The sequence below is a fragment of the Cellulophaga lytica DSM 7489 genome (assembly GCF_000190595.1).
Taxonomy (GTDB): domain Bacteria; phylum Bacteroidota; class Bacteroidia; order Flavobacteriales; family Flavobacteriaceae; genus Cellulophaga; species Cellulophaga lytica.
The window spans coordinates 2,486,947-2,500,640 of record NC_015167.1 but is presented as its reverse complement, the minus strand read 5'-3'; the positions used below and the strand labels follow the sequence as shown (position 1 = coordinate 2,500,640).

Here is a 13,694-nt window from a genome sequence, read left to right as displayed (position 1 = left end):
AAATTAATTATTTCTGTGGTAACATACGTATGTAACGAATGTAACCAGTACCATCTACTTTGCTATTTACGCTTGCAGAAGTAAGCTCAAAAGTTACATCGTCCTCAACATATTTTTGATCTTCTACAGCAGTTTCAAACCTAATTTTATAACCACTGTCTATTTTATCGTCATCAATTTTAATAACTTTTATAGCACGTTCACCACCACTAATTGTAGCACCTGTTATGGCATCTATACTTGGTTTCTTATTTTCAAAAAAGTTGTACCATTTGGTTAAATCATGGTACCACTCTGGGTCATCACCCAAAACATTTAATGTCTCTACGTATTTACCTTCAGCATCTAATAAAGATACCACAACGTAAGCACCTTCACCCTCATAATTTTTTAACTGAATCATACATTTGTATTGGCTAGTTTTAGGAGCCGTTGTAAAAGCTGCCATAGTAAACAAACCTACTATTGCTATAATTACTACTTTAAATTTCATTTTCTATTATTTTAAAAATTCAATTTTATTTTTATTCAAAAGTTCGTTTTCAGAAGCTAAGTCATAAACCGTTTCTTCAAACTCTGTTACAGCGTCTTTTTTAGCTCCAACACTAATTAAATACTTAATTAAGTCTACATTATTAGTTGTCATAGCAGCCAAATGTAAAGGTGTTAATCCGTTTGCATTTTTAGCATTTACATCAATACTTAATGGTGCTATTTTAGCTAATAAGTCTTTATTATTTTTAGCTACAGCCAAGTGTAAAATATTGTTTTTACCCTCTTGTACGTGTGTCATATTTAAACCTTTAGCAGTTAACAAGTTCCATTTTTCTGTAAACGCTTTTTTATTTCTTTTAGAGTAAGAGTTAACCAAGTAGTATGCCAAATTGTTTCCTTTTGTATCTACCACATCAATAGCAGCTCCTTTGTTTATTAAATAAGTAACAACATCTGCACTATTATATGCTACCGCATTAGTTAATGCTGTTTTGCCATCTTTATTTTTAGCATCTAAATTTTTAACCTCAAAAAACTTTACAACCTCTAAACTGTTACGCCCAGCAGCATTCATTAACGGAGTATTTCCTTTAGCATCTGCTTTTGTTGTAGTAACACCTTTGTTTATAAAGTAATTAAAAATAGCATTGTCTTTATTTCTGCTAGCCAAATTATGTATTGGTGTAACACCATTATTATCTGTAACATTTGGGTTTATACCTAAACCTTCTAAATACTTAAAAAACGCTAAGCTATTACCAGGACCTCTACCACCTTCTGACGCTACTAAAATAGCATTGCTACCATCTGCATTAGTATCTTTATAAGCAACTCCTTTTTTAACCAACTGTGCTATAATTGTTTGGTTACCAGAACGTGCTGCATAATCTACAGCATTGTGTCCATCCTTATCTGTGTGGTTTAAGTCTAACCCTTTTTCTAAAAAGTAGTTTAAATCTTTAAGGTCTTTAGCACCACCAACTAATTTTAAAATAGCGTTGGCACCTTTAGGCGTAGTTTCTGTTATTTTAGCACCGTTTGCCAATAACAAATCGTATAATTCTGGATTAGTTTGTCCGCCACCAGCAGCAAAAAGTAATACAGAACTTCCTTTATCATCTACAACATCTGTTTTTGCACCTAGCTTAATTAGCTTTTTCATTAATGGTAAATTACCCTTCATAGCTGCCCAAAAAAGGTAAGTACGTCCGTCATGGGTAACCTTATTTACATCATTACCTTTTAAACTTAACAAGTAGTCTACAACCTCTGTAGATGCATTTGCTAAAATAGCATTTGTAGTAGCATCAAAATTATTAGAGCTTAATGCCGTTGCACTGTTACCTGCAGCTTCTTTTGCTTGTATATCTTTAACTGTAGTATTTGGCTTAAAAAAACCACGAGACCAAAAAACATTTGCGTCTTGTGCGGCAATAGTACCTACAAACAGTAGTAAAACAAGTGTTGTTATTTTTTTCATAATAAAGTGTATTTATAATAAATAAAGCTTATTTGTTTATTTAGACTTAGTATTGATAAAGCGCAAATATAAGAACTATTTTTATTTAGAATGATTAAAAATAGATTTTTTATTTAACAATTTTACAAGGAAGATTACAGCAGTTAAGTACACTATAACTTTTAAGTGTTTACATTTGTATGCAACCAACAGCTACTACAAAATTAAATTACTATACCTATGCACATTGAAGACTTGCCTGGCACCTATGCTATTATGGGAAACAACCAAAATGCCGAAAAAACAACTTACAAAGGCACGTTAGTTTTAGCTTTAGATACAAATAAGCGTATAAAAGCAAAATGGTTAATAGGTAATGAACAATACCAATTAGGTACAGGCTTTTTTAAAGACAATATTTTAGTAATTAATTTTAATTATAAAGGCGAAGATAATGCTACGTACAAGGGTGTTGTGGTATACAAATGTATTAGCAAAGATATTTTAGACGGCTTTTGGTCTGAAAAACACGGAGATCCTAATTACTTAGGAGAAGAACGTTGCTTTAGATTAAAAGAAGAACAGGAATTGGTGAATTAGTGGTTATTTAATTAGTTTACTTGGTAAGTAGCCAATTGTTTTTTTAAAAGCTGCCGTAAAATGCTGTGGGTTAGAGTAGCCAACTTCATAAGAAACCTCAGCAATAGACAAGCCTTTTTCCTGTATAAGCTCTTTTGCTTTTTGCATTCTTAGTTGGGTTATGTGTTTAAAAATGGTGGTTTTATATACCTTTTTAAAGTCGCGTTTTAACTTTGTTGTATTAAAGCCAGCGATAAGCGATAAATGATTAATGGTTAGTTTTTTCTTTAAGTTTTGGTTACAATACGCCTCTACTTTTACCAGTGCTAAATAATCTTGCTCAGCTATAATTGCCTCTTCTGCCACAGGTTTTACTGTTTTCATTAAAAAATCTATTAGTAAAACTATAAGCCTGCTTTTTAAATAATTGTCTTTTAAACTACCAGTGTATTTACACTGTAAAATTTCGTTAATCTGGTTTTTAAATTTTAAAGGTATTTGTTTACTTTTTTTATAATAAGCTGCTGGCTCTAGGGCGGTAATTTTAGAAAAAAACTGTTTTAAATCTGTCCCAAATTCAGCACCTACAATTTTTGCCAATTCTTGCGGTGTAATATATACCTCTAAAGTTTTATGGTGCCTACCTGTATACGTTTCTACTGTTGGTAAAACTGGCACAAAAAACATATTACAACACCCTTCTGGCACATTTACCTTAAAATTGGTTGTATTGGTACAAGAGTGTAAATAATTACCTCGCAATGAAAAATGCAACTTTACAAATCTAACATCACTAGTAACATCTACATTAAACCCTATTTCTGTTACTGTGTTTTTATTAGCTACAACTATAGTACTATTACACACTAAGACCTCTTCATCTACTTGGTTGTGTACATTACTTACTATGTTGGTCCCCTTTAAACTAATTTTATCTTGGGTAGCCATTACAGTGCTACAATTAAAATTAATAAAAGAAGAAAAGCTTTTTAACTCTACACTCATTATTTCTTAATACGTTGTTAAAACTTCCTTTTACGTTAGTTGTTTCAGTTGTCCTAAACTTAGATTTGCAAATCTAAATTAATTTAGACTAAGTCTTAATAAATATAAAAAATAATTTAATTCTATGTTAAAAATAGTATCAGTTTTAAGCCTGTTATTAACTTTTCCGGTTTTTTCACAAGCATCTGAAGAAATTGAAACAGGTACTATATCTGGAGTTATTTATTTTAAAAATGGTATACCGGTTGCAGAAGCATCTGTTTTTACAGAAAAACCAATTCAGCACTCTTATACAAACAGCAAGGGATGCTTTACACTAAACAACCTTGGTTACGGAACTCATAAAATTGCAATAAAATACTACGGTAAAGACATTGAATATATTTCGGTTAAGGTATCTAAAAAAAACACAAAAATTAAACATACACTTAGCTATAATGAAGACAATGAGCTAAATGAGGTGTTACTAAACGGTAAAACAAAAGAAACCCAAATAGAAACTCAAGGTTTTGCTGTAAACGTAGTAAAAACTGAAGAAGCAAGTATTAGAAACATACAAACAAATGAGCTACTTAACACTACTGTTGGTGTAAAAATAAGACAAAATGGTGGTTTAGGGTCAGACGTTAGCTATAGTCTAAACGGATTATCTGGTAGTGCTGTACGTATTTTTATAGACGGTATTCCTAGTTCTATGTATGGTTCTTCATTTAACTTAAATAGCATACCACCTTCTATGATAAAAAATATAGAAGTATACAAAGGTGTTGTCCCTGGCCATTTGGCAGATGATGCCTTGGGTGGTGCAATTAATGTTGTACTAAAAGATAATGCTAAAACTAATTTAAATGCATCTGTATCTTACGGGTCTTTTAACACCTTACAAGCTAGTGTTAATGGTTTGTACAGGTCTAACAATAGTGGTTTTACTGTAAAAACTTCTCTTTTTCACAATTACTCAGATAACGACTATAAAGTATCTGGAAGAAGTGTAGTTGTTACTGGTTTAGGTGGTGTACAAACCCCTATAACAGCTCGTAGGTTTAATGATGCTTACCGCTCTACTGGTGGTATGGCACAAATTGGATTTACAAATGTAAAATGGGCAGATCAGTTTTTGGTTGGTGTTACCGGATCTGATGATTATAAAGAGGTACAGCATGGTGCTTTTATGACAATTACGCCATATAAAGACAGGTTTTTAGAGTCTAATGCATTACTGGCTAATTTTATTTACAAAAAAAATGATCTTTTTACCAAAGGATTAGATGTTACAATAAACGGTGTTTATGGTAAAAGAAACCGTACTGTTAATGACACTGTTTCTTGGGCCTATAGTTGGAACGGAGATAGAGCAATTGATTTTAGAGGAGATGAATACCAATATACTTGGAGATCTCAGCAAGAAGGCGGACCAACTTTAGCTAAAATTAAAAGAGATGTTTCTTCTATTAGAACAGGTATATCTTACGCTATTAATAAGAATAACAAAATAGTTGCCAATCATATTTATAGTGGAATTGATAGAGAAGATAGTGACGAGCTAAGGTCTGTTTTAGAAAACACATTTAAAGGCACAAGAAATTTACATAAAAACATATACTCTTTAAGTTATGAGCTGTCTGCCGTAAATAACAAGTTAAAAGCAAATGTGTTTGGTAAACTATATCAGCAAAAAACAGAAAATATAGATCCAGAGATACAAGAAGATAGTAATGGTAATGCTACTGTTGTAGATGAAATTACTGTTAGTGATGTAGAGCACACTGGTTATGGTTTTGCTACATCTTACACCATAACACCTACTATTACCGTATTAGCATCTGCAGAAAAAGCCATAAGATTACCTAATGAAACAGAGGTTTTTGGTGATGATGGAGACAATGTAGTTGCTAACACAAGTATTAATCCAGAGCAAAGTAACAATTACAATTTAGGGTTTAGGTTTGGTTCTTTTCAGGTTAAAAAACACAATTTTACTGTAGCTACCAATTTGTTTTCTAGAAACATAAAAGACCGTATTGGCTTACCTATAGAAACATCTTTAAATATTGATGATGAACTAATTGTATACGTAAACCAAGGAAGCGGAACATCTAAAGGTATAGACGCACAATTAAATTATACGTTTAACAACAACTTTAACCTAAATTTTAATGCCTCTACGTTTAAACTAAATATAGAAAGTAATGGTATAGACATAGCTGTACCTAACACTCCGTTTTTTACTATGAATGGTAATGTGCGTTACGCTTTTAAAAATGTAATACAACAAAAATCTAGGTTAAACCTTTTTTATACAATGTACTTTACAGATGAGTTCTCTTACCTACCACCACAAGGTAAAAATACTGTAGGAGACGAGTTTTTTAAAGTACCTACACAATTGGTACAAGATTTTGGACTTAGCTATGTTTTTCCTAATAAAAAACTGATTGCAAGTTTTGATATTAAAAACATTTTTGATGAGCCTGTGTACGACAACTTATCGGTACAAAAACCAGGTAGAGCCTTTTACTTTAAACTTAATTATACCATAAATAAATTTTAATTTTTTAAACATTATATAAAATGAAACGTAATTTAATACATATTAAATCTTTTGCTGTAGCCTTTGCTACATTAGGGTTATTGGCTTCTTGTAGTAGTGATGATAGCGGAGATGCACCAACAGATACTGAAGAGCCAATTGCTGGCAGATGGATAACTGTTGCAGCAGCTAAAATGGGAGACAATCCTGGAGATGGTAATGGTGGTACTTTAATTTACTCTTTATCTAGTGAAGATGCCAAAGACCCAACGGTATCTATTGCTCCTTTTGATAACGGATTTATTGTGCCATCTAACAGAACTGCAAGGTTACAATCATCTGAAGATGGTAGTACAATGTTTAATATTAGTTATGCTGGTGATACTGGTGGTAATTATACAAAATACACTGTAGAAGGCGGACAAAATTTTACCAAAACAGGTACAGAAGTTAGTATTGCTCCTTATGTTGGTACTGCTCCAAGATGGATAAAATTATTTGATGGTGACCAAACAGGTACTGCTGTTTATGTTTCTACAGAACACCAGTTTGATGATAATGGTACACCTGATGATGCTACAGATGATACATATTTACGCACTGAAGCTACTATGGGTGTAGTTACTTTAGATTTAGAAAACTCTTCTATTAAAAACTTTGAAGAGCAAAGCATTTCTTTATCTGCAGAAGAAGAAGCGCAAGGTTATTACATTTCTAGAATAGATATGCCTACTTTAAATGCTGCTGGAGATAAATTATACATTGGCGCACGTTTAAGTAAAGTAGACCCTGCTACTGCAGAGTCTGACAGTGATTATGAAATTTTAGGTTCTAAAACAATTGTATTAGACTACCCATCTTTATTAAACCCAACCGTAATTACTTCTACTGCCGGTAATGGCAATACAAACGGTTACCGTAGTATTAATGCATTTTTATACAATGGTAGCGTATACCAAGCTAACCAAAGTGATCCTAATGGTTCTCATATCTTAAAAATTGATGCAGATAATGAATATGATAATTCGTATGATTTTAATTTAGATGATGCTTTAGGTGTAGAAGGTGCTTATATTTTAGCTTGGAGACCAGCTGCTAATGGTAAAGCTGTTGTTGCTTACCGCCATAATGGTTCTGCAGAAGGTATTTCTGGTAGAGGCGAAAGCTTTTTTGCATTGGTTGATTTAAATGCAAAAACAGCAACAACTATAAATGACATTCCTTACGAAGTAGATTTTGAATTATTTCAGTACCAAGGTTTTGTTGTAGATGGTGATGATATTTACGTAACACAAGCTCCTGTTGGTAAAAACGGAAACATATACGTTATAAACACTGTAACTGGCCAAGTTACAAAAGGTGCAGAACTAGTTAACACAACTGGTAGCCACTTTATTGGTGCTTTCTAAGTCTTAAAAAAAAGACTTTGTGCAAGCAAAAAGTCCCTTATCTAAAATTTAGATAAGGGACTTTTTTTTGTTTTAAGTAAGCATCTATGCTTCTACAGTTTCTTCCTTTTTCTTCTTTTTAAATAATGCACCTAAACCTGCTTCATGCACTTCTATTTCTATATTCATGTTGTCTTTAATAGTGTTTCTTACTTCATCATAAATTTCAGAATCACTACCATATATTAAGCGTATTACAATTCTGCCAATAAAGCCTACTTGGTTATTTAAAAAACCTAACCAGCCAGCTAATGTAGCTTCAGAAAAGTTTATAGTTGTGTACTTAGGTACAGATGGTGATGAGCTAGATGTTGTTTGTAAACCAACAACCGTTCTGTGGTAAGCATTTTTAATTACGGTAATTTGATCTTGAGCCGCTCCGCCAACCATAGCACCAGCTAAGCTTGCTTTTTTCTTCAATTTATACTCGTACTTATCTCCTAATTTTTCTTTTAATACTTTTTCTACGTCTTCAATTGTAGGATGATCTACTGCTTTGTACAATTCTATTTTCATTCTAATTTTATTTAGTTGGTTATTATTTATTTTTCAAATACGTTTAATCCTTCTGTAGCTACAAGTGCACCATTTTCATCAGTTTTAAATGAAAATTTAAACACATTGCTATCTTCTATTCGTTTGCCGTAAAAACTGTTTTCTTTGGTAGAGATTTTATCAGCAAATAAATTAAAAGACTCATTTATTTTTCCTGTCTTTTGATCTACAATCATACTATAACTACCTTCTAACCTGTAGTTATTAAATTCTTTTGTTTCTTTTTCTATTAAAACAATTGCCTTGTTATAATTTGCTAGGATATTATCTACATTAAAATCTTTTAATTTTACGGCTTTTGTATTATCAGTCTCTTTTACTCCAGATTCTGGCTTAAAAAGTTTGTTCATTAACGTAGAATAAAACCACATAGAAGATTTACCTTTTTCTGCTAGCATAACAGTTACCTGCTCTACCTCTATAGAGTTTAAACTTTTGTTAGAAATAGTTAAAGAGTAAGCATCTTTGTCTAACCCAAATTGGTCTTCTACTATTTTTTTTATTTCTGAAACTCCTTCTTTTGTACTTAATACTATAGTACCACTAGCTCCTTTTCCACAACTAGATAAAACTAGAAGCAACACACAGCATAAACTTTTTATTACTTTACTCATTTTACTACTACTTTATTAAACTTAATGCATTATTCTTATCTACTTTAAAGCTATACTCATCATAAATTATTGTGATAACTTTACCAACTTTATTAGCCCCTACTTCATATTGCAAATCAAATTCAGAAAAAATATCTCCATTTTTATCTGCTTCAAAAACCCAATCGTTAAGTATGTAGTCTGATTTTTCTTTAAACAATCCTTTTTCTTTTAAAAGCGCTATAGCCTCTTTATATTTAGTAGGAATAATAGATACATTAGCATCTCCTACTTTAAAAGGCTTATTTTGTTTAAATAAATTTGCAAACGGACTTTTTACGGGATCTGTAAAACCATTATAAACAAACTTGTCCTGAAAAAAAATGTCCTTAACCTTATATACTCTTGTTATATTATCTAGGTTACTTTTTAAAGTAGATGCGTTTAATGACAATTGATACACTTCAAAATCATCATCAAAATTCTCTTCTAAAATTTTTTCAATGTTTACAATTCCCTCTTCTGTACCTATCTCCTTGTCTTTGCAAGAAAACAAGGTTAGAGTTAAAAAAAATAATACCATTAATCCCCTTCTCATCTATAATTATATTTTGTACTGTTATTAATTACTTTTTTTACACAAAGTAAACGTACAGATAATTAAGGAGTTATAGTTGTATGAATATATATATGACCGGGTTTGGTATATATTTGATGCTGTAGAGGTACTATTGTAAACTTTTAGTATTTAAAACTATGTTTAGAGAAAAAATTTATACCAAAATAATAAATAGCAGTATTTATTACAGTTGATAAGCAAAACTGGTTTATGTATGGTATACTAAACAGCAATTTTGGTAAACATAAAAATTGCTGTTAATATGTAATTTTTATAAAATAGAGTATGCCCTATAAGTTTAGGTATTGTATTACTGCTTTCTATAATCGTACTCACAAAAAATAGCAAGCATTTTTTTATCCTTTCCTTTATCTAAATAAAGCATTGCTTCTGTAATGTGCTCTTCATTACCATCTGCATCAGTAATATCAAACTCCAAAGCAACATCAATCATACCTGTATCTCCAATAGGCGTAATTTCTCCTATCTTAAAGTTTTTAATTACTGCGTCTTTTGGTATTTTATCTTCTTCACAATACCCACTCGCTATTTTTTGATAAACATCTTGACTAATTTGCTGCTCAAACGTTATTTTCTTATCACAAGAAACAATTATAAGAAAGAAAAGAATAACTAATAGTGAGTGGCTTGTATTTTTCATATTTAAAATTTGTTTGGTTGGTTGTTATTATTAGTATACCAATGTAACAAATAAAAAACACATACAATTGTGAAGGTTTAGATTACTGTTTTTATTTTTAAAATTATACCGTTGTTTTCTCTATTATTTTTAAAAAGTCGTTTCTGGTTTGCTCATTGGTAAAACAACCACCGTATTCTATTGTAGTGGTAAAGCTATTTTTGTCTTTTATGCCTCTAGATGATACACATAAGTGTTTTGCTGTTACCATAACTATAACATCTTGTGTCTCTAATGTATTTTGAAGGTCTTTTAATATTTGCAAAGACAAACGCTCTTGTACCTGTGGTCTGTGCGCATAATAATCTACCAACCTATTTATTTTAGATAACCCAATAACCTTATCTTTTGGCACATATGCAATGTGTGCAAAACCCGTTATTGGTAAAAAATGATGCTCACAAGAGGAGTCTATAGTAATGTTTTGCTCTACCAACATTTTATTGTAAGCATACTTGTTTTCAAAAACAGATAATTTTGGCTTGTTTTTAGGATCTAAACCATAAAAAAGTTCTTTAACATACATTTTTGCAACTCTATATGGCGTACCAGATAAGCTATCGTCTGTAATATCTAAACCTAACTCTTCCATTATTTTTTTAAAGTGATGCTGAATAGCGCTTATCTTTTCATCATCAGACTTTAGAAAAGCATTTTTACGCAAAGGAGTATCTACACTTGTAGCTATATGGTTATCTCCTACTGTTTCTATATTATTTTTATCCATTATTACTACAACAATTATTGGTTTTACACTGGCAATATTTTAAGTTATAAATATGCAATGCAGCAAGTACAATAGCTATAATATAAGTTACGGTTTCTGGTAAAGAAAGTAACTGTATTTTTTCGTTTACAATTAAAAAAAACAGGCTAAACCAGCTTGCCCAAAGTAAAGGTTTCATAAAATTTTTAGAGGTATTTTTTGCAGATTGCAATACCGCTAAAAATGAAATAATTAAAAAAATATAATCTAAGCTACGCCACCATACCGGACTAGTTACACAGCCACCAGCAGCACAACTATGTACTATAAAAATAAAAGGTGTAGCAAAGCAATGAACTAAGCATAAGGCACTGGCAAGTGCACCAAAAGTATCTGGCCTGTTTAACGTTAATTTCAAAATAAACTATATTTAATGCAACAAGGTTGCAAATATAAGGATGTATTTTATTAATGCAACAAAGTTGTAATAAATTTATAGGATATTAAAAAACAATAGCCTCTGAATAAAAAATTCAGAGGCTCTGTTTCCTTATAAATAACCCTTTAACAAAACTTATTACAAATTGCTATAAAAGGCTACTTTACATATACTATATTTTTCTTAGCTCTACTCTTCTATTTTGTGCTTTACCCTCTTCTGTAGTATTATCATCTAAAGGTTTTGTTTGTCCAAATCCTTCACTTTTTAAACGGGTCTCATTAATACCTTCTTCTACAATAGCCATTAGTACGGCTTGTGCTCTGTTTTTAGATAGTTTTAGGTTAGAAGAAGCGTCACCTACATTATCTGTGTGCCCTTCAATACTAATTTTTAGTTCTGGATTAGATTTCATCATTTTAGATATTTCACTAATTACTTCATAAGAATCTGCCTTAATTCTAGATTTACCAGTATCAAAATTAATATGTAATGTAGCAATACCTTTATCTGTAATTTCTTTTAAAATATCCTCTGCAGTAACTTTTTGTATTGTTTGTACAAACGCTTTATTTTCTACAACTGAAATGGTTTTGGAGTTAGAGGATACTTGAAAAGCTATTTTTTTATCTGCGGTTTTAAGCACATAAAAACTAACAGGATGGTTTACCACATCTGCTCCATAAAACTCGTGCATATGTTTGTAAATAGCATTTGGACTGTCGCCCCATTTTTGAGTTAACTCTGACGGAATTTGTCCTTCAAAAATTAAATTTGCTCCAATAGATTTTAAATATTCAGAGACACTTTTATCAAATAAATATTGTTGCCATTCTTTATCGCCTTCCATTTTTATTTGCATACGCTCTACTCTACCGTCTAGTACAAAAAACGTATTACCATCAAAAAACTCAAGCTTATCAAATTCAAAAGATTCAGATCCATCTTTGTCTACAATCATCCCTTTTGGTGGTGTAATGTAAGGGTACGCACCAATATCTAGGGTAGATTCAGGTATATTATCCCATAAAAATTCTTTTACATTAGTATTATCTGGTTTATCTGTTTGTACATCCTTTTTTGTAACAGCCTCTTCTTTTTTAACTGGTTCCTGTAGTTCATTTTTCTCTGTTTTTTTATCATTTTTACATGAAATAAAAGCTAAGGCAACTAAAAGACTTGCAAGTATAGATATATTTTTCATTGGAAAATATTTAATGGTTTTTATTATTATAGAATTAGTTTTAAAGTGTTTATATATTTCCGTACCAAATTAGCAAATAAATAGTACATAAAAAATAGATAAATACATATACTACGGAGTTCATAAATAGGCGTAAACTAGCTATTACCTTTACACATTGTCAGCTATTTGTTTTTTTATGATTTTAGTACCTTAATCCAATATTATTTTACCACGGTAACTTCTAATTCTATTTTTAAAGTTTCAAAAAGACTTTTAACTTCTAATAGTGTACTTGCTTGCTTTATGTTATGTTTCTTAATCCAATTCTGGAAAATATCAAAACAGGTAAAAAGCTCTTCAGATGAAGTTGTATAAATGTTTAATCTCACAATATTTTTACATTCATAACCGGCTTCCGTTATCACTTTTTCTAAATTTTCTATAGATTTAAGTAATTGAGTTTGCATATCTGCAGTGCTAGATTTTCCATCAGCATCTATTGCTGTTTGCCCAGAAACATACAAAGTTCCTTCTGGTTTTCTTACTTCAATTGCTTGTGCATAACTTCTTTCGTTCTGCCATTTCCAAGGATTAATTATTCTTTTTTCCATTTTTTCTTCTTTTTTATTTTGTGCTAATGCAGAAACAGTAATTAATAATATAATTGCTACTATTTTATTTCTCATAATTGTAGTTTTATTTTGTACACTACAAACTTCTAAACTAGAGTACTGTTAGAGCGTGATAAACATCACAATTTTAAAGAGACTAAATACATTAAGAAGAAAGCCGACTAAGTGTCTCACGTGAAACACCTAAATATGAAGCTAAAAGAGTTTTGGGAACTCGCTGAAATAGTTGAGGATATTGTTTAAGTAACTGTTTATACCTTTGCTGAGCATTTGAAGTTAAAAAAGATAAAATTCTATTTTGTGAAGAAATGTATCCTGCGTTAGATTTTTGGAGAAAAAAACGCTCCATTTTGGGTAATTGAGATAATAGTTTTTGATAATTTTTAAAGCTTAAAGAAAATACCATAGTGTCCTCAATACACTGTAATGACATTTTAGCTTTAGTTTGTGTAAAATAAGCTGAAAAGTCACTTTCCCACCAGTCTTCCATTGCAAATGAAACAATATGCTGTTTCCCATTTGTGTCATCGTAAACTAATTTTAAAAGTCCCGAAACAACAAAATAACAATACTTTACATTATCTTCTACTTGAATAAGAAAATCATTTTTTTTATATTTTTCAAATGAAAAATGCGATAGAATAAATGAAAACTCATCATCTGTAAGAGGTATTAAATTTTGAATATGATCTCTTAACTTTTCTTCCATCAAAATTGAGGTGATTATTTTTATTATACAAGACAGGTA

The 13,694-nt window shown here is 30.9% G+C and carries 15 protein-coding genes; 3 read left to right on the top strand and 12 right to left on the bottom strand.

Translation table 11 applies throughout. The annotated features are described in order from the left end of the window. Positions 1-7: 7 nt before the first annotated feature. Together CELLY_RS11230 and CELLY_RS11225 are read right to left on the bottom strand one after the other, a co-directional pair. Entirely contained in the window at positions 8-493 is a 486-nt protein-coding gene (locus tag CELLY_RS11230) for a DUF2271 domain-containing protein (protein WP_013621801.1), read from the bottom strand. Between the two features lie 6 nt (positions 494-499). Continuing rightward, a complete protein-coding gene (locus CELLY_RS11225) occupies positions 500-1,975 on the bottom strand; it encodes an ankyrin repeat domain-containing protein (RefSeq protein ID WP_013621800.1) in 1,476 nt (491 codons plus the stop codon). A 219-nt stretch (positions 1,976-2,194) separates the two neighbouring features. Here CELLY_RS11225 and CELLY_RS11220 point away from each other — a divergent pair, with 219 nt between their 5' ends. Further along, a complete protein-coding gene (locus tag CELLY_RS11220; protein WP_013621799.1) occupies positions 2,195-2,554 on the top strand; it encodes a hypothetical protein in 360 nt (119 codons plus the stop codon). A 3-nt stretch (positions 2,555-2,557) separates the two neighbouring features. On the opposite strand, the gene CELLY_RS16740 is transcribed toward CELLY_RS11220, so the two are convergent. Next, complete coding sequence (locus CELLY_RS16740) at positions 2,558-3,538, bottom strand: helix-turn-helix domain-containing protein (RefSeq protein WP_013621798.1); 981 nt, start codon at positions 3,536-3,538, stop codon at positions 2,558-2,560. Positions 3,539-3,662: 124 nt separating this feature from the next. Here CELLY_RS16740 and CELLY_RS11210 point away from each other — a divergent pair, with 124 nt between their 5' ends. Further along, on the top strand, positions 3,663-6,089 hold the full coding sequence (locus CELLY_RS11210; protein WP_013621797.1) for a TonB-dependent receptor: 2,427 nt from the start codon (positions 3,663-3,665) through the stop codon (positions 6,087-6,089). Positions 6,090-6,109: 20 nt separating this feature from the next. Beyond that, complete coding sequence (locus CELLY_RS11205) at positions 6,110-7,477, top strand: hypothetical protein (RefSeq protein ID WP_013621796.1); 1,368 nt, start codon at positions 6,110-6,112, stop codon at positions 7,475-7,477. A gap of 84 nt (positions 7,478-7,561) precedes the next feature. Here CELLY_RS11205 and CELLY_RS11200 read toward each other — a convergent pair whose 3' ends face one another. The 9 genes from CELLY_RS11200 to CELLY_RS11160 all read right to left on the bottom strand — a co-directional run bounded on the left by CELLY_RS11200 (position 7,562) and on the right by CELLY_RS11160 (position 13,655). Next, positions 7,562-8,032, bottom strand: coding sequence for a hypothetical protein (locus tag CELLY_RS11200; RefSeq protein ID WP_013621795.1), 471 nt, complete (start codon positions 8,030-8,032; stop codon positions 7,562-7,564). 26 nt (positions 8,033-8,058) lie between these two features. Next, positions 8,059-8,685, bottom strand: a complete 627-nt coding sequence (locus CELLY_RS11195) for a hypothetical protein (RefSeq protein WP_013621794.1) — start codon at positions 8,683-8,685, stop codon at positions 8,059-8,061. A gap of 7 nt (positions 8,686-8,692) precedes the next feature. Next, positions 8,693-9,262 carry a hypothetical protein gene (locus tag CELLY_RS11190; RefSeq protein ID WP_013621793.1) on the bottom strand — a complete coding sequence of 190 codons (570 nt, stop codon included), beginning with the start codon at positions 9,260-9,262 and terminating at the stop codon, positions 8,693-8,695. A 331-nt stretch (positions 9,263-9,593) separates the two neighbouring features. Then, positions 9,594-9,944 (bottom strand): hypothetical protein, encoded by a 351-nt coding sequence (locus CELLY_RS11185; RefSeq protein WP_013621792.1) that lies wholly within the window; start codon positions 9,942-9,944, stop codon positions 9,594-9,596. Between the two features lie 103 nt (positions 9,945-10,047). Continuing rightward, entirely contained in the window at positions 10,048-10,710 is a 663-nt protein-coding gene (folE, locus tag CELLY_RS11180; RefSeq protein ID WP_013621791.1) for a GTP cyclohydrolase I FolE, read from the bottom strand. Beyond that, on the bottom strand, positions 10,703-11,107 hold the full coding sequence (locus tag CELLY_RS11175) for a MerC domain-containing protein (RefSeq protein ID WP_013621790.1): 405 nt from the start codon (positions 11,105-11,107) through the stop codon (positions 10,703-10,705). Before CELLY_RS11175 ends, folE begins: the two co-directional genes overlap by 8 nt. 193 nt (positions 11,108-11,300) lie before the next feature. Beyond that, positions 11,301-12,332, bottom strand: a complete 1,032-nt coding sequence (locus CELLY_RS11170) for an OmpA family protein (protein WP_013621789.1) — start codon at positions 12,330-12,332, stop codon at positions 11,301-11,303. Positions 12,333-12,535: 203 nt separating this feature from the next. Beyond that, positions 12,536-12,925, bottom strand: a complete 390-nt coding sequence (locus CELLY_RS11165) for a RidA family protein (protein ID WP_042257426.1) — start codon at positions 12,923-12,925, stop codon at positions 12,536-12,538. Between the two features lie 166 nt (positions 12,926-13,091). Further along, entirely contained in the window at positions 13,092-13,655 is a 564-nt protein-coding gene (locus CELLY_RS11160; protein WP_013621787.1) for a Crp/Fnr family transcriptional regulator, read from the bottom strand. Positions 13,656-13,694: the final 39 nt, after the last annotated feature.

What these genes read in the sequence shown, in the direction of transcription:
- CELLY_RS11200 (WP_013621795.1), bottom strand. Translation starts at nt 8,032, where the DNA reads ATGAAAATAGAATTGTACAAAGCAGTAGATCATCCTACAATTGAAGAC.
- CELLY_RS11170 (WP_013621789.1), bottom strand. Translation starts at nt 12,332, where the DNA reads ATGAAAAATATATCTATACTTGCAAGTCTTTTAGTTGCCTTAGCTTTT.
- CELLY_RS11195 (WP_013621794.1), bottom strand. Translation starts at nt 8,685, where the DNA reads ATGAGTAAAGTAATAAAAAGTTTATGCTGTGTGTTGCTTCTAGTTTTA.
- CELLY_RS11205 (WP_013621796.1), top strand. Translation starts at nt 6,110, where the DNA reads ATGAAACGTAATTTAATACATATTAAATCTTTTGCTGTAGCCTTTGCT.
- CELLY_RS11220 (WP_013621799.1), top strand. Translation starts at nt 2,195, where the DNA reads ATGCACATTGAAGACTTGCCTGGCACCTATGCTATTATGGGAAACAAC.
- CELLY_RS11185 (WP_013621792.1), bottom strand. Translation starts at nt 9,944, where the DNA reads ATGAAAAATACAAGCCACTCACTATTAGTTATTCTTTTCTTTCTTATA.
- CELLY_RS11160 (WP_013621787.1), bottom strand. Translation starts at nt 13,655, where the DNA reads ATGGAAGAAAAGTTAAGAGATCATATTCAAAATTTAATACCTCTTACA.
- CELLY_RS11190 (WP_013621793.1), bottom strand. Translation starts at nt 9,262, where the DNA reads ATGAGAAGGGGATTAATGGTATTATTTTTTTTAACTCTAACCTTGTTT.
- CELLY_RS11210 (WP_013621797.1), top strand. Translation starts at nt 3,663, where the DNA reads ATGTTAAAAATAGTATCAGTTTTAAGCCTGTTATTAACTTTTCCGGTT.
- folE (WP_013621791.1), bottom strand. Translation starts at nt 10,710, where the DNA reads ATGGATAAAAATAATATAGAAACAGTAGGAGATAACCATATAGCTACA.
- CELLY_RS16740 (WP_013621798.1), bottom strand. Translation starts at nt 3,538, where the DNA reads ATGAGTGTAGAGTTAAAAAGCTTTTCTTCTTTTATTAATTTTAATTGT.
- CELLY_RS11165 (WP_042257426.1), bottom strand. Translation starts at nt 12,925, where the DNA reads ATGGAAAAAAGAATAATTAATCCTTGGAAATGGCAGAACGAAAGAAGT.
- CELLY_RS11230 (WP_013621801.1), bottom strand. Translation starts at nt 493, where the DNA reads ATGAAATTTAAAGTAGTAATTATAGCAATAGTAGGTTTGTTTACTATG.
- CELLY_RS11225 (WP_013621800.1), bottom strand. Translation starts at nt 1,975, where the DNA reads ATGAAAAAAATAACAACACTTGTTTTACTACTGTTTGTAGGTACTATT.